Origin of the sequence: Bacillus sp. Root131 (genome assembly GCF_001429475.1) — a bacterium.
In the GTDB taxonomy this organism is placed as follows: Bacteria; Bacillota; Bacilli; order Bacillales; family Bacillaceae_G; genus Bacillus_A; species Bacillus_A thuringiensis_S.
In genome coordinates, this window is record NZ_LMJQ01000021.1 from 1 (window position 1) to 14,838 (window position 14,838).

Here is a 14,838-nt window from a genome sequence, read left to right on the forward strand (position 1 = left end):
TAGTTTGTCTAGCATCTAAAAATAAAAATTGACGTTTCACGTTGTTTGTTTCGTTTAGTTTTCAAAGTTCAATATCGCGTTTCAGCGACTTTTATAATTTAACATTTCTCGTTAAATCTGTCAACAACTTTTTTCTTTCGTTCCTGACGACGCTTATTAATTTACCATACTAATCATTTAATAGTCAACACTTTTTTAAAAAAATGCCAAAATAATTTTATCTTGGCATAATATAAAGCTTAATAATCACTAATGCTGCCACACCCGGTAGGCCTAATAAACTCGTTATTGCTGCTGTACCCATGTTAATCGGGATATGAAAATCAAAATATGTCCCTACAACATTTACGATAAAAAGCAACGCTATGCCTAAAGTAACATGAAAAATCACCTTACCTATAAAACGCAATGGCTTAGAGGCAACACCAAAAACAAGAAAAATAAACACTAAAGTAAGAATGCCAACAATAATAATTGTAGAATTCATCTTTTCCTCCTTATGAATGACCTATACATCTATTTGTATGGGACAAGACAATAAAAAAGAACAGTTATCATAAACGGCATCTCTTTCATATAAACCTAATAAAACAACACCTCAGCATTTAACAAATAAAATAAAAAGGCCTGCTTAGAAAGCAGAACCCTTTACCATTGTTCCATTTTTACAGGACGACGCTTTGCTTCTTTCAACAAGAAGAAATATTTCGCCTCTGCTATCTTCAAAGAACAAATGACATCTTGAGATGGTTCTACACTTTGTTCAACCATTCTCTTCTGACGTAACCACTCATTCTTCACTTTTTCCAAAAGTACAATTAACTTATCATCATACTCTTTACGCAATTTACCCTTTTTTTGAAAGAACATTTTTGTTTCTCCTCTTATACTTCTCTGCGACCTTCTAACGCTTTCGATAGTGTCACTTCATCTGCATATTCTAAATCTCCACCAACTGGCAGACCATGTGCAATACGAGTTACTTTAATGCCTGTAGGTTTTAAGAGGCGGGAGATATACATCGCTGTAGCTTCCCCTTCAATATTAGGGTTTGTTGCTAATATTACTTCTTGTACCGTTTCATCATGTAGTCGCTTTAAGAGTTGCGGGATATTAATGTCTTCCGGTCCAATTCCCTCCATAGGAGAAATCGCACCACGTAACACATGATATACACCTTGATACTCTTTCATTTTTTCCATCGCGATTACATCTTTCGGTTCTTGCACGACACAAACAACTGATTGATCTCGATGCGAATCATTACAAATATAACAAGGATCACGATCAGTAATATGTCCACATACAGAACAATACGCTAAATCTCGCTTCGCATTTACAAGTGCTTTCGCAAAACCTAACACATCATCTTCTTTCATATCTAATACGAAAAATGCCAATCGAACCGCTGTTTTCGGTCCGATACCTGGCAACTTCATAAAACTATCGATTAGTTTTGATATTGGCTCTGGATAATGCATGTATCAATATCCCCCTAGAACATTCCACCTGGTAAGTTTAAGCCTTTTGTAAATTTACCCATTGTAGAGTTTGATAGCTCATCGGCCTTTTTAAGTGCATCATTTGTTGCAGCTAACACTAAGTCTTGTAACATTTCGATATCTTCTGGATCTACAACTTCTTCTTTAATCTTCACTTCAAGAATTTGCTTGTGACCATTTGCAATAACTGTAATCATTCCGCCGCCAGCTGTACCTTCAACTGTTTTTTCACCAAGCTCTTCTTGTGCTTTCGCCATGTCTTTTTGCATCTTTTGCATTTGTTTCATCATGTTATTCATATTTCCCATTCCGCCACGCATCATAATTAATTCCTCCTAATTATTATTACTCTTTTATTTCAATGAGTTCTTGTCCTACTAATTTCACTGCCTCTTCTATAAGAGGGTCTTCCTTTTTCTCCGGGCTTTCTTCAGACTCTCCACCTTCACGTTGTAAAAAGTCTTCACGGATTTTACCCCATTCACTTTTTGGAATGGCAATCATATTTAACCTTTTACTTAGCAATTCAAATAAAGCTTGTTCTACTGTATCCATAGCTTCTCGATTTTCGCTCGCCATCTTACAGTGAATCTCATATTGAAATGCTAAAACGTAAGTGTCATCTGAAGCTGCCACTGGTTCACTATTTTCTAGTAAAACAGCAAACGCTACTTTGTTATATGATTTGAGTCTTCCTAACAACTCACCCCATACAGCTTTTAATTGTTCTAAATCTTGACGCTTCGCTTGTTTTAATACTTCATTTACACGCCCGATAGGAATCTTCATACTTCCTGTTCGTACGGGTTTTGGTGTTGCACGTGTCTCTCTTACTTCCTGTTGTACACCAGCTGGCACACCGTTCTTTTTGACTTGCTCTAACTCTTTCTCCAATTGCTGCATCCTGTTCATAATTGCTTGCAAACGATCCGTACCGTTTGCTTGCATCATAAACTGTTGACACAACTGCACCATAACAACTTCTAAGAAAATACGCGGATGATTTGTCCACTTCATTTCCTGTTGTCCCTTACTAAGGGTATGAATAATCTCATAGATCACTTCCGGTTGCATTTCTTCACTCAACTTACGGAATTGATCATCTACAATTACTCGTTCCAACATATGTTCTAGTTGCGGTGAAGTTTGATATAAAAGCATATCACGATAATAGTAAATGAAATCCTCCATAAAACGAACTGGATCCTTCCCTTTACTCATCATTTCATCTATGATCTGTAATGCTCTTGATACATCATTTTCACGTATGCATTCTACTAAATTGCCTAAGTATTGCTGAGAAACAGATCCTGTTACCGCCAATACATCTTCTGTCGTAACAATCTCATCACTATAAGATATAGCCTGATCAATAAGACTAAGCGCGTCACGCATACCACCTTCAGCAGCACGTGCAACAATTTGTAATGCTTCATCTTCCACTTGCGTACCTTCATTCGTCACGACTGTTGATAATCTCTCAACAATATCATTCACTGATATTTTTCGGAATTCAAAACGCTGACAACGCGAAATAATTGTAGGCGGGATCTTATGAGGTTCTGTTGTCGCCAAAATAAAGATAACATGTCCTGGCGGCTCTTCTAAGGTTTTTAAAAGCGCATTGAATGCACCCATAGAAAGCATGTGAACTTCATCAATAATGTATACTTTATATTCTACAGCACTTGGAGCATATTTTACTTTATCTCTAATATCTCGAATTTCATCTACACCGTTATTTGAAGCCGCATCAATTTCTAATACATCTGAAATGGATCCTTGTGTAATTCCTAAACAAGAAGGACATTCATTACAAGGTTCAGCTACCGGAGCATGTTCACAGTTAATTGCTTTTGCAAATACTTTTGCAATTGTCGTTTTTCCTGTTCCCCTCGGACCAGAAAATAAATAAGCATGTGAAACTTTCTCTTGAAGAAGGGCATTTTGCAACGTTTTTGTCACGTGCTTTTGACCGACTACATCTTCGAACTTTTGCGGTCTCCATGTTCGGTATAACGCTTGGTATGACACGAAAATACGGCCTCCCTCAAAGGTTATTATCTCATTTATTATAACCCATTCTGTTTATAGATTCCAAAAGTTATTTTCTATACAAAAAACTCACCTTTGTATTAAGGTGAGTTTTGTATACATATATAACTGCCGTGCACCCTCCGTCGATTACGTACCATAAGCGTTACTCAAGCAGTTAGCTCGGTTCAGGCACTCCTGCGGCACACGAGAAGACCCGCTTATTGCTGCTTCCTTCCGGACCTGACAAGGTTCACGGGGTCCCGTTGCGCAGGACCCAAACGTCAACACCACTTACTTAAGGCAGACCTTACAGCAACATAACCTCGAGAGGGGATTCGGCCTCGCTAGAGCGGATTGCGAGTATAGGGCACCGCTACCTCCCCGCTTAGCACGGCAAAGTTAAAACCAATATTCGGTTGCCTTCATTAAAGGCATTATCAGTATAACTTGTTTCTTTATAAAATGCAAATACGTTAGTTCCCATTGCTTTTCTCTAATTTTTTTATCGCTTTTCTTTTTTTACGAAGCTCTCTAAAAAAGTTTGTTAACAACGTACCGCATTCTTCCTCAAGTACACCAGTTACTACTTCACATTGATGATTGAATCGTTCATCCGTTAAAAGATTCATCAATGTCCCTGCACATCCGCCCTTCGGATCACTTGCACCATATACAACTCGCTTCACTCGCGATAAAACAATTCCACCCGCACACATTGGACAAGGTTCTAATGTTACATACAATGTTGCATCTTCTAAACGCCATGTCCCTAATTTTTTACACGCCTCATCTATCGCTAGCAACTCAGCATGAGCTATTGATCTTTGCTCAGTTTCCCTTAAATTATGAGCAACACTAATTACCTCACCATCTAACACTATAACTGCTCCAATTGGTACTTCCTGTATTTCCTCCGCCTTTTTAGCTTCTTCTATCGCTAATTGCATAAAATAAATATCTCGATCTTGTTCCATAACATAGTCCTTTCATTACAAATAAAGTACACTTATTTCCATTTACTGCACAGGGGATAACTTTTACAAATTCAATCCACCCTAAAAGAAAAAGAGAGGGATTACATATGAAAAATACCGCCTTGCTCATTATCGATATGATTAATGATTTTCAATTTTCCCACGGACCCATTCTAGCTCAAAAATGCGAAACTATAACAAACCCTATTTTACAATTAAAGAAAAAAATGAAATCCTTCGGCTATCCTATAATTTACGTTAATGACCATTATCAACTTTGGAGATCTGATATCGACCAACTTATTACTCATTGTACAAATAAATATAGTGAAAATATAATCCATAAGATTGCTCCAAGTTCTGATGATTACATTTTTATTAAACCACATTATTCCGCTTTTTATGAAACACCTTTAAATTCATTACTAGGTTATTTAAAAATAGAAAATCTAATATTAACAGGAGTTGCCGGGAATATATGCATCCTATTTACAGCTAATGATGCTCATATGAGAAATTATAAATTGTATGTACCACAGGATTGTATCGCCTCTAACAACGACCAAGATAATATACATGCTTTAAAAATAATGGAAACTACATTGAAAGCAAATATAACATCGTCATCCAAAATAAAATTTAATTAATACATATATCTATTTTCTAACTTTTTATATCAAATTAACCCACTCGCTTCCCTCTTGTGCTACAATAATTCTGTTTTGTGTTTTTAGTAGTCACGGTAAATCACTGATTGAAAGGAGGAAACAGCGTGACCGGAGTACCATTTATCACGGTTGAAGGACCAATTGGTGTTGGAAAAACTTCACTTGCGAAGGAAATTTCAACTCACATGCAACTCCACTTACTAAAAGAGATTGTTGATGAAAATCCCTTTTTAGGAAAGTTTTATGAAGACATCGACGAATGGAGTTTTCAAACAGAGATGTTCTTTCTTTGTAATAGATACAAACAATTAGAAGATATTAACATAAAGTATTTGAATCAAAGGAAACCAGTAGTAGCAGATTACCATATCTTTAAAAATTTAATTTTTGCATCCCGCACATTAAAAGACTCTCAATATGACAAGTACATGCAAATTTATCGTATCCTTACACAAGATATGCCTGTGCCAAATGTCATTGTTTATTTAACAGCTAGCCTAGAAACATTGCAAAAACGAATCACCTTGCGCGGAAGAGAATTTGAAAAAAACATGGATCCAAATTACTTACTACAGCTCACAAAAGATTATGAAACAGCAATGGATACTTTTAGAAAAGATCATCCGGAGATACCAGTATTGAAATTTAATGGAGACGATATGGATTTTGTAAAAAATCCTGATGATTTAAACGTCATCCTATCTGCCCTTCAAAATACTCTCTTAAAGGAGTCGAAATAATAATGAATTTAAGGCAAAAATATGATATACCCAATGATGCAGTAATCACTATCGCCGGAACGGTAGGTGTGGGTAAATCAACTATGACAACTGCATTAGCTAATGCTTTAGGTTATCGCACATCATTTGAAAAAGTAGATTCCAATCCATATTTGGACAAATTCTATGCGGACTTCACTCGCTGGAGCTTCCACCTACAAGTGTACTTTTTAGCAGAACGATTTAAGGAACAAAAAAGAATTTTTGAATATGGTGGCGGTTTTGTTCAAGATCGTTCCATTTACGAAGACACTGGAATTTTCGCAAAGATGCATCATGAAAAAGGTACAATGACGGAAACTGATTATGAAACATACAAAGGTTTATTTGACGCTATGGTCATGACTCCTTACTTCCCTCATCCAGACTTATTAATTTACTTAGAAGGTTCTTTCGATGATATTGTCGATCGCATTCAAGAACGTGGGCGCCCAATGGAACAGCAAACACCAATTGAGTACTGGAAAGAAATGCATGGACGTTATGAAAACTGGATTAACAACTTTAATTCATGTCCTGTATTACGCTTAAATATTAATGAGTACGATATTTTAAAAGATGGTGATTCAATCGAACCAATCATTAAAAAAATTGGCCATTTTTTAAAACAAACACGTAAACTTGTAAAATAAAAAACCCGTGCATATGCACGGGTTTTCCTATTAAATTACTTCTTCTTTGTTGGAGCAATAATTTCACTCTCAGGTTTTCCTGCGTTAATACGCTGACGAACAGTACTTGTACTAATATCGTATGCTTCAGCAATCTCTTTAACAGTCATTTCTTTCCCGTTAATTACTGCCGTTAATACTTTACCTGTACGTTTTGGAGCTGCCTCTTTCTTTACAGCTGGTTTTTCAACCTTTTTTGGTGCCTCTACTTTTGTCTCAGCTTGCTTTACATCACAAGTGCAACCACAAAGTTTACGGAATGTATCATCGCTTATAATGCGTGACACATTTGCACCACTGTTTAAAATTCTATTGTTCTTACAGACAGGACATTGTACATAATATAAAGTTTTTCCATCTAAAGGAAACGTTTGTATAATAAGATCCATGTTAACTCCTTTCATATCTATGAAGATAATCATCGGAATATGAGTGTGTAATAAGGACAAAATTACCTTACACCATACTTTATGATTGGTTTTAAAATAAAAACTCGTTACGTGTTGGTAACGAGTTCTCCAATCTCCACTTATATGCGCTGTTGTCAATTATATCTGGAGGAGGTAGAGGGATTCGAACCCCCGCGCGACTCTCGCCGCCTGTCGGTTTTCAAGACCGATCCCTTCAGCCAGACTTGGGTATACCTCCATATTGACATCAAATATAATATCAAAAGAAAAACAGTTAGTCAACCCTACTAAAATAAATTATGAGGAAAGGAAAATTTTACTTTCCCCTTCCTACATTACAGTACTGACAACGCTCATAATTACCAATCACTCATACCGATGAATGTTTAAATTTACTTAATAACTGTTTTTCCTCCCATATAAGGGCGAAGAACTTCTGGAATTATAATTGTACCATCTTCTTGTTGGTAGTTTTCTAAAATAGCTGCAACCGTACGTCCAATTGCAAGACCAGATCCATTTAATGTATGGACATGTTCTGGTTTTCCATTTGGCTCACGGCGGAAACGGATATTTGCACGTCTCGCTTGGAAAGCTTCAAAATTACTACAAGAAGAAATTTCACGATATGTGCCATAGCTTGGAATCCATACTTCAATATCGTATTTCTTCGCTGCTGTAAATCCTAAATCGCCTGTGCACATGCTCATAACGCGATATGGCAACTCTAATAATTGTAACACGCGTTCTGCATCATTTGTTAATTTTTCTAACTCTTCATAAGAATCTTCTGGTTTTACGAACTTCACAAGCTCTACTTTATTGAACTGATGCTGGCGAATTAAACCGCGTGTATCGCGACCAGCTGAACCTGCTTCAGAGCGGAAGCAAGAGCTAAATGCAGCATATCTTATAGGCAATTGCTCTTTATTTAAAATCTCATCACGATGCATATTCGTTACAGGTACTTCAGCTGTTGGAATTAAGAAATAATCTTCACTTTCAATACGGAATGCATCTTCTTCAAACTTTGGAAGTTGTCCTGTTCCTGTCATACTTGCACGGTTTACCATATATGGAGGTAATACTTCTTCATATCCATGCTCATCAGTATGAAGATCAAGCATAAAGCTAATTAAAGCACGCTCTAATCTTGCACCAGCACCTTTGTAAAATACGAAGCGGCTTCCTGTTACTTTCCCAGCGCGTTCAAAATCTAAAATTCCTAAATCAGTAGCAAGATCCCAATGTGGTTTTGGTTCAAAAGTAAATTCTTTCACTTCTCCCCAAGTACGCGCTACTACATTATCATCCTCTGTTTCACCGACTGGAGCAGACTCATGAGGGATATTTGGAATAGATAACATTAATCTTTCTAAGTCTTCTTCAACTGTGCGAAGTTCGTTATCAAAATCCTTTACTTTTTCTCCAACCTCACGCATTTCTAAAATTAGAGCTTCTGCACCTTTCTTTTCGCGCTTTAATACAGAGATTTGTTGAGACACTTCATTACGTTTACTTTTTAATTCTTCTGTCTGAACAAGTAGTTCTCTTCTTCTCGTATCAAGTTCTTCAAAACGTCCGAAATCAGTTAGATCTTCACCTCTATGCTGTAATTTCGCTTTTACTTCTTCAAAGTTTGTACGTAAAAATTTAATATCAAGCATTATATACTCCTCCTTTTATTTTATAAAACACAAAAAACTCCCGTCCCTATATAAAGGGACGGGAGTTAACCCGCGTTGCCACCCTAGTTGAAAGCATTACCGCTTTCCTCTCAAGTAGAAATAACGGCTCTTCACCGGGAATGCTTACTAATCCAAAAGATGTTCCACATTCCATTCCAGGATGGATTCACAAACTGTTTCTATCGATTTCCACCAACCATCGACTCTCTATAAGAAACAACATTTGTTACTATTTCCTATCAACACGCTTATTTTATAAAATTGTTACCATCAATTTACTATAATCTTATACAAGTTGCAAGTTACTTATACAACTTTTTTCATTTTCGCTTCTTTTACCATTTCAACAAAGTATGCTGTGACACGATGATCATCTGTTAATTCCGGATGGAATGAAGCAGCTAAAAACTGATCTTGTCTTACCGCTACCATTCGGTCACCATGCTTAGAAAGCACTTCAACATTATCAGCTACTTCTACAACATACGGCGCACGGATAAATACACCAACGAAGTCTTCACCCACGCCTTCAATTGAAAGCGCAGCTTCAAAACTATCCTTTTGGCGTCCGAACGCATTGCGCTCAACTGTAATATCCATAGCACCAATATGTGCTTCTTCATAGCCAATAAGTGTTTTCGCAAGAAGAATCATCCCTGCACATGTACCAAACATTGGTTTACCAGACTTTGCAAATGTGCGAAGTGGTTCCATGAAAGCATACTTATCAATAAGACGGCGCATTGTTGTACTTTCACCGCCTGGTAAAATAAGACCATCAATCTCTTCAAGTTGCTCTATACGCTTTACAACAACAGCTTCGGCACCACTTGCTTCAACTGATTTTACATGTTCACGAACTGCACCTTGAAGACCTAGTACACCGATTTTCACCATTTTAAAGTTCTCCTTTAATTACCATCCACGCTCTTGCATGCGTTGTTCTGGTAATAACGTTGAAATTTCGATACCTTTCATTGCATTACCTAACCCTTTAGAAAGGCTTGCAATTAGTTCGTAATCTTCATAATGAGTCGTTGCTTCAACGATTGCACGTGCAAATCTCTCTGGGTTTTCTGATTTGAAGATACCAGATCCAACAAATACCCCATCAGCACCAAGTTGCATCATTAATGCAGCATCTGGTGGTGTTGCTACACCACCTGCCGCAAAGTTTACAACTGGTAAGCGACCAAGACGTTTAATTTCAAGTAATACTTCGTAAGGAGCACCAGTATTTTTTGCATATGTCATTAACTCATCTTCACGTAGACTCGCAACTTGACGGATTTCTGCATTGACTTGGCGCATATGACGCACTGCCTCTACAATGTTTCCTGTTCCTGGTTCACCTTTTGTACGAAGCATAGATGCACCTTCTGCAATACGACGTGCAGCTTCTCCGATATCACGGCAACCACATACAAATGGAACTGTGTAATCACGTTTATTTAAATGGTATACTTCATCAGCAGGAGTTAATACTTCACTCTCATCGATATAGTCTACCCCTAATGATTCTAATACACGTGCTTCTACAAGGTGACCGATACGGCATTTTGCCATAACCGGAATTGACACTGCACCCATAACTTCTTCAACGATTGTTGGGTCTGCCATACGAGAAACGCCACCTGCTGCACGAATGTCTGCTGGTACACGCTCTAATGCCATAACGGCAACTGCGCCTGCCTCTTCTGCAATTTTTGCTTGTTCAGCGTTAATTACGTCCATAATAACGCCGCCTTTTTGCATTTCTGCCATTCCACGTTTTACACGCTCTGTCCCTGTTACATTTGTCATGTACAAAAACCCCCCTAGGTGAATTGCTTTCCCCCGTTAAAGGCGAAAATTAAGAATACTCTTACATTCTACCACTAACTATCAGATGCTTGTCTACTACTTTTTCATAAAGTCGGTATGAAAAATAGGAATAAAAAAAAAGCCCCTACCATGAGGAGCTTTTAAAACCAACCTTTTACTGTATCAACAGCACTATTCCACATACCACTAAAGAATGAACCAATTCCGCGCATAGCACGAGTAAACCAGTTTGCTTCTTCTACTTCAGATGTTGTTACAAGATCCACTTGCAACGACTTACCAGTTAAAAATCCAGGGTCGTTTGTATCTTTTGGCGTAATTACCATTTGACCAAGCGCAGCTCCCTTTTTAATAGGTGCTTCTTGTCCCTTACTTGATTCTTTTAATTCTGTTTTATAAACATCTTTACTTCCTTTTGGCACTGGAAGTGAAATAGCTTGTTTCGTTTGAACTGCTACATCTTTATCTTTCGCATTTTCTACTCTTACTGTTTCTTGTCCTTTTACTAAAGAACCTTTTTTATACATTTGTTTCACTTCAAAGTTAGCAAATCCATAATCATATAGCTTCTTTGTTTCATCAAAACGTGCTGTATGAGAACTTGTTTTAATAACTACAGAAATAAAACGCATACCGTTTCTTTCAACCGTACCAGTGAAGCAATCTCCTGCTTCTGGAGTTGAGCCTGTTTTCAGACCATCTACGCCATCATATTCTTTAACTAAGCCCTTTAACATCCAGTTCCAGTTTGACATTGCAAACTTCTCTTTTTCTGGACGGAATTCTTTTTTAGGAATTTTTGCTGTATCTAACACTTTTGGATAATCTTTAATTAAATGTTGTGCTAAAGTTGCAACATCCTTTGCAGACATTTTATTTTCTTCATCCGCTGTTGTTCCTTCAGGATGCATTCCCTTTAAATCTTTATTCGTTAAACCTGTAGAATTGACAAATTTATAATTTTTCAATCCTAGTTCTTTCGATTTATCATTCATCATTTTTACGAAATCTACTTCTTTACCTGCAATTGCTTCTGCTAATGCAATTGTTGCACCATTTGCAGAAAAGATTGCCATTGCCTCATATAACTCTTTTACTGTATAAGAGCCACCATTTTCTAACGCAACATTTGATAATGAAGCATCTTGTGAAACCTTATATGCATATTCAGAAACCTTAATTTTCTGGTCCCACTTAAGTTTTCCTTTATCCACTGCTTCATGAACTAAATATTCACTCATCATCTTTGTCATACTAGCAATGGATAATAATTCATCTGCATTCTTTTGATATACAATTTTCCCAGAATTCGCTTCTACTAAAATTGCCGCACCTGCTTCAATGTTTAAAGCGGCTCCTGTTTCAGCTGATGCATTGCTATATGGCATAAAAATGCTACAAGCTAGTGTAATCACTGTTACCAAAGCAATGAATCTTTTGCAAAACATACCTTTCACTTTTGTTACCCCCAATATCTATGTACTCACATAACCGTTATTCTAACATAATCAAAAAAAAATAGACAGAGATATCAAATCTCTGTCTATTTGTATATAAGACATTATAATGAGTAGTTTGGAGCCTCTTTTGTAATTTGTACGTGATGAGGATGGCTTTCACGTAAGCCAGCACCTGACATACGAATGAATTGTGCATTCTCGCGTAAGAATTCTAAATCCTGTGCCCCGCAATATCCCATACCCGCACGTAAGCCACCAACTAATTGGTGAACTGTATCTGCTAAAGGTCCTTTATATGGCACTCGTCCTTCGATACCTTCTGGGACAAGTTTTTTATTTCCTTCTTGGAAGTAACGATCTTTACTTCCTTTTTCCATCGCACCGACAGAACCCATACCACGATACACTTTAAATTGACGACCTTGGTAAATTTCAGTTTCTCCAGGACTTTCGGCAACACCAGCAAACATACTACCTAGCATAACAACATGTGCTCCTGCTGCTAAAGCTTTCACCATATCACCAGAGTACTTAACACCGCCATCAGCGATAACTGGAATACCGTGTTTACGAGCTTCGGTTGCACAATCATAAACTGCTGTTAATTGTGGTACACCAACACCAGCTACAACGCGTGTTGTACAAATAGAACCTGGTCCAATACCAACTTTAACTACGTTTGCACCAGCTTCAATTAATGCTTTCGTTGCTTCAGCTGTAGCAACATTTCCAGCGATGATATTTAATGATGGATATTTAGCACGAACTTCTTTTACCTTATCAATAACACCTTTAGAATGCCCATGGGCTGTATCAAGTACAATTGCATCTACACTAGCTTTTACTAATGCATCTATACGAAGCATAGCATCAGCTGTTACACCAACTGCTGCTCCAACTAATAAGCGTCCTTGCTTATCCTTAGCAGAGTTTGGAAATTCAATTACTTTTTCAATATCTTTTATTGTAATAAGCCCTTGTAATACACCGTTATTATCAACAAGAGGGAGTTTTTCAATTTTATACTTTTGTAGGATCTTTTCAGCTTCTTCCAGTGTAGTACCAACTGGAGCTGTAATTAACTGTTCTTTTGTCATTACGTCAGAAATTTTGATTGAGTAGTCTTGGATGAAACGCATATCACGGTTTGTAATAATACCAACTAATTTTCGCTCATCTAAATTATTTACAACCGGTACACCTGAGATACGATATTTTCCCATAAGATGTTCTGCATCATATACTTGATGTTCTGGAGTTAAGAAGAAAGGATCTGAAATAACGCCGCTTTCAGAGCGCTTTACTTTATCAACTTGCTCTGCTTGTTGCTCAATAGACATATTCTTATGAATAATTCCTAAACCACCTTGGCGAGCCATTGCAATAGCCATGTCAGCTTCTGTTACTGTATCCATTCCTGCACTAATTAACGGGATGTTTAGCTGTAAGCTTTCAGATAAAACTGTTTTAACACTTACTTCTCTTGGTAATATATCTGACCTAGCTGGTACAAGTAATACATCATCAAAAGTCAAACCTTCTTTAACAAATTTAGATTCCCACATAATTGTTCCCCCTATGATACCAGAAATTATTATTAGTAGCTTATCAATTGGTTAAAATACTGTCAAGGACGTATATATATGTTAGAATTTTTAGACAATAAAAGGAGCGTAATATATGCATCAAACATCTTATACTTGGCAGCAGTTAAGTTTCTTTTTTTCATCTCAAAACGTACAACGTTATCTTGCCCGTTGTTATGAAAAATCCTCTATTCAGGATGCCGAAAAAAAAAGTTTTGAAAATTGTTATCCCTTTATTTATTACCTAGAACACGGGAAAAATTATTATGAATTATATAAGAAAGCTCCATTTTCTATTCAACCAATGTTGTTATTTTATGGAATTAGTCAACTTTTTAAAGCATGTCTACTAACCATTGATCCTAACTATCCTGAATCCACTACTGTTTTAGCTCATGGCGTTACAACTCGCAAACGAAAAAAACAAGGGTATCAATTTTTAGAAGATGAGGTGAAGATACAAAAAAACGGATTGTTTACTCATGTTGCAGAACAACTGTTTCACATGAAACACTTAGAAGCAGAAAAATTTAACATGCTAGAACTAATGGGAAATATTCCAGAATTACAAAATTTGTTTCGCTATAGTCAAAAAGGATCAACTTTATATAAAATCGATTCAACAATTAAAAATGAGCTCTCCTTTTCAGTCAACCTACTAGATCGATTACATATGACTAAAGAGAGATTTTCTCGCTACATTGAAACATCTTGTAAGCATTTATCAATGCGACACGTACCTGAGAAAACTAATGAATCGAATTTACTTTTTACGGCGCCCATTCAATCATGGAATCCTATGTACAGTACTCCTTTATACTATGAACATCTTACTAATACTTATTATTTACCACTTACGACTGATCCTAGAAATCCTAAGCCAGTATTACCTGAACTCCTTGTTCATTATTTATTGCTCTATAATTTAAGCATGATTTCTAGGTATGAAACAGATTGGTGGTATGACTTACTTGGAAGCTATGGCTCTGAAGATTATCCATTTATTTATCAATTTCTTAATATTTCTGCTCAAAAAATCCCTTACTATATTTCATCATTTTTACTAACAGAACCTAACCTATTTCATGGGAAATAAAAAAACACAAGTCAAAAGACTTGTGTTTTTAGTTGCTTGGCGACGTCCTACTCTCACAGGGACAAGGTCCCAACTACCATCGGCGCTAGAGAGCTTAACTTCCGTGTTCGGTATGGGAACGGGTGTGACCTCTCTGCCATCAT

16 protein-coding genes, 1 tRNA gene, 1 rRNA gene, 1 other RNA gene and 1 other annotated feature are annotated in these 14,838 nt (G+C 36.9%); of the genes, 4 read left to right on the forward strand and 15 right to left on the reverse strand.

The annotated features are described in order from the left end of the window. Window positions 1-217: 217 nt before the first annotated feature. The 7 genes from ASE54_RS24280 to tadA all read right to left on the reverse strand — a co-directional run bounded on the left by ASE54_RS24280 (window position 218) and on the right by tadA (window position 4,513). The gene (locus ASE54_RS24280) at window positions 218-487 is read right to left on the reverse strand and encodes a pro-sigmaK processing inhibitor BofA family protein (protein WP_001089273.1); all 270 of its coding nucleotides are present in this window, start codon (window positions 485-487) and stop codon (window positions 218-220) included. A 161-nt stretch (window positions 488-648) separates the two neighbouring features. Then, window positions 649-870 carry a YaaL family protein gene (locus ASE54_RS24285; RefSeq protein ID WP_000466019.1) on the reverse strand — a complete coding sequence of 74 codons (222 nt, stop codon included), beginning with the start codon at window positions 868-870 and terminating at the stop codon, window positions 649-651. 14 nt (window positions 871-884) lie between these two features. Beyond that, window positions 885-1,481, reverse strand: coding sequence for a recombination protein RecR (gene recR / locus ASE54_RS24290; RefSeq protein WP_000559169.1), 597 nt, complete (start codon window positions 1,479-1,481; stop codon window positions 885-887). Window positions 1,482-1,495: 14 nt separating this feature from the next. Beyond that, on the reverse strand, window positions 1,496-1,822 hold the full coding sequence (locus ASE54_RS24295) for a YbaB/EbfC family nucleoid-associated protein (protein ID WP_014894853.1): 327 nt from the start codon (window positions 1,820-1,822) through the stop codon (window positions 1,496-1,498). Between the two features lie 25 nt (window positions 1,823-1,847). Next, entirely contained in the window at window positions 1,848-3,536 is a 1,689-nt protein-coding gene (gene dnaX, locus ASE54_RS24300) for a DNA polymerase III subunit gamma/tau (protein ID WP_000121560.1), read from the reverse strand. Window positions 3,537-3,668: 132 nt separating this feature from the next. Next, window positions 3,669-3,933: signal recognition particle sRNA large type (gene ffs, locus ASE54_RS35195), an RNA gene on the reverse strand. 79 nt (window positions 3,934-4,012) lie between these two features. After that, window positions 4,013-4,513, reverse strand: coding sequence for a tRNA adenosine(34) deaminase TadA (tadA, locus tag ASE54_RS24305; protein WP_000434339.1), 501 nt, complete (start codon window positions 4,511-4,513; stop codon window positions 4,013-4,015). 107 nt (window positions 4,514-4,620) lie between these two features. Here tadA and ASE54_RS24310 point away from each other — a divergent pair, with 107 nt between their 5' ends. The 3 genes from ASE54_RS24310 to ASE54_RS24320 all read left to right on the forward strand — a co-directional run bounded on the left by ASE54_RS24310 (window position 4,621) and on the right by ASE54_RS24320 (window position 6,592). Next, window positions 4,621-5,160: an isochorismatase family cysteine hydrolase gene (locus ASE54_RS24310; RefSeq protein WP_000798738.1), complete on the forward strand. Its 540-nt coding sequence runs from the start codon at window positions 4,621-4,623 to the stop codon at window positions 5,158-5,160. A gap of 125 nt (window positions 5,161-5,285) precedes the next feature. Then, window positions 5,286-5,921 (forward strand): deoxynucleoside kinase, encoded by a 636-nt coding sequence (locus tag ASE54_RS24315; protein ID WP_000148222.1) that lies wholly within the window; start codon window positions 5,286-5,288, stop codon window positions 5,919-5,921. A gap of 2 nt (window positions 5,922-5,923) precedes the next feature. After that, window positions 5,924-6,592: a deoxynucleoside kinase gene (locus ASE54_RS24320; RefSeq protein ID WP_001053585.1), complete on the forward strand. Its 669-nt coding sequence runs from the start codon at window positions 5,924-5,926 to the stop codon at window positions 6,590-6,592. 35 nt (window positions 6,593-6,627) lie between these two features. Here the strand turns inward: ASE54_RS24320 and ASE54_RS24325 are convergent, their stop codons facing one another. The 7 genes from ASE54_RS24325 to guaB form a co-directional block, all read right to left on the reverse strand. After that, entirely contained in the window at window positions 6,628-7,020 is a 393-nt protein-coding gene (locus ASE54_RS24325) for a DUF3797 domain-containing protein (protein ID WP_000364195.1), read from the reverse strand. Between the two features lie 166 nt (window positions 7,021-7,186). Beyond that, window positions 7,187-7,279: transfer RNA gene (locus ASE54_RS24330), tRNA-Ser, on the reverse strand. Between the two features lie 154 nt (window positions 7,280-7,433). Next, on the reverse strand, window positions 7,434-8,708 hold the full coding sequence (gene serS, locus ASE54_RS24335) for a serine--tRNA ligase (protein WP_000884191.1): 1,275 nt from the start codon (window positions 8,706-8,708) through the stop codon (window positions 7,434-7,436). A gap of 51 nt (window positions 8,709-8,759) precedes the next feature. Next, window positions 8,760-8,981 (reverse strand) — a binding site (T-box leader). Between the two features lie 54 nt (window positions 8,982-9,035). Then, window positions 9,036-9,626, reverse strand: coding sequence for a pyridoxal 5'-phosphate synthase glutaminase subunit PdxT (gene pdxT / locus ASE54_RS24340; protein ID WP_000238785.1), 591 nt, complete (start codon window positions 9,624-9,626; stop codon window positions 9,036-9,038). An 18-nt stretch (window positions 9,627-9,644) separates the two neighbouring features. After that, window positions 9,645-10,532 carry a pyridoxal 5'-phosphate synthase lyase subunit PdxS gene (gene pdxS, locus ASE54_RS24345; protein ID WP_000186159.1) on the reverse strand — a complete coding sequence of 296 codons (888 nt, stop codon included), beginning with the start codon at window positions 10,530-10,532 and terminating at the stop codon, window positions 9,645-9,647. Window positions 10,533-10,693: 161 nt separating this feature from the next. Next, window positions 10,694-12,001, reverse strand: a complete 1,308-nt coding sequence (gene dacA / locus ASE54_RS24350) for a D-alanyl-D-alanine carboxypeptidase DacA (protein WP_130055239.1) — start codon at window positions 11,999-12,001, stop codon at window positions 10,694-10,696. A 113-nt stretch (window positions 12,002-12,114) separates the two neighbouring features. Continuing rightward, window positions 12,115-13,578: an IMP dehydrogenase gene (gene guaB, locus ASE54_RS24355; RefSeq protein ID WP_000264089.1), complete on the reverse strand. Its 1,464-nt coding sequence runs from the start codon at window positions 13,576-13,578 to the stop codon at window positions 12,115-12,117. 115 nt (window positions 13,579-13,693) lie between these two features. Here guaB and ASE54_RS24360 point away from each other — a divergent pair, with 115 nt between their 5' ends. Continuing rightward, complete coding sequence (locus tag ASE54_RS24360) at window positions 13,694-14,695, forward strand: YaaC family protein (protein ID WP_000554297.1); 1,002 nt, start codon at window positions 13,694-13,696, stop codon at window positions 14,693-14,695. Window positions 14,696-14,729: 34 nt separating this feature from the next. On the opposite strand, the gene rrf is transcribed toward ASE54_RS24360, so the two are convergent. Then, window positions 14,730-14,838: ribosomal RNA gene (gene rrf / locus ASE54_RS24365) — 5S ribosomal RNA — on the reverse strand; the annotation flags it as partial.

Excerpts from the sequence above, each read along its gene's own strand:
- ASE54_RS24280 (WP_001089273.1), bottom strand. The coding sequence starts at position 487 with ATGAATTCTACAATTATTATTGTTGGCATTCTTACTTTAGTGTTTATT.
- ASE54_RS24285 (WP_000466019.1), bottom strand. The coding sequence starts at position 870 with ATGTTCTTTCAAAAAAAGGGTAAATTGCGTAAAGAGTATGATGATAAG.
- recR (WP_000559169.1), bottom strand. The coding sequence starts at position 1,481 with ATGCATTATCCAGAGCCAATATCAAAACTAATCGATAGTTTTATGAAG.
- ASE54_RS24295 (WP_014894853.1), bottom strand. The coding sequence starts at position 1,822 with ATGCGTGGCGGAATGGGAAATATGAATAACATGATGAAACAAATGCAA.
- tadA (WP_000434339.1), bottom strand. The coding sequence starts at position 4,513 with ATGGAACAAGATCGAGATATTTATTTTATGCAATTAGCGATAGAAGAA.
- ASE54_RS24310 (WP_000798738.1), top strand. The coding sequence starts at position 4,621 with ATGAAAAATACCGCCTTGCTCATTATCGATATGATTAATGATTTTCAA.
- ASE54_RS24320 (WP_001053585.1), top strand. The coding sequence starts at position 5,924 with ATGAATTTAAGGCAAAAATATGATATACCCAATGATGCAGTAATCACT.
- ASE54_RS24325 (WP_000364195.1), bottom strand. The coding sequence starts at position 7,020 with ATGGATCTTATTATACAAACGTTTCCTTTAGATGGAAAAACTTTATAT.
- serS (WP_000884191.1), bottom strand. The coding sequence starts at position 8,708 with ATGCTTGATATTAAATTTTTACGTACAAACTTTGAAGAAGTAAAAGCG.
- pdxT (WP_000238785.1), bottom strand. The coding sequence starts at position 9,626 with ATGGTGAAAATCGGTGTACTAGGTCTTCAAGGTGCAGTTCGTGAACAT.
- pdxS (WP_000186159.1), bottom strand. The coding sequence starts at position 10,532 with ATGACAAATGTAACAGGGACAGAGCGTGTAAAACGTGGAATGGCAGAA.
- dacA (WP_130055239.1), bottom strand. The coding sequence starts at position 12,001 with ATGTTTTGCAAAAGATTCATTGCTTTGGTAACAGTGATTACACTAGCT.
- guaB (WP_000264089.1), bottom strand. The coding sequence starts at position 13,578 with ATGTGGGAATCTAAATTTGTTAAAGAAGGTTTGACTTTTGATGATGTA.
- ASE54_RS24360 (WP_000554297.1), top strand. The coding sequence starts at position 13,694 with ATGCATCAAACATCTTATACTTGGCAGCAGTTAAGTTTCTTTTTTTCA.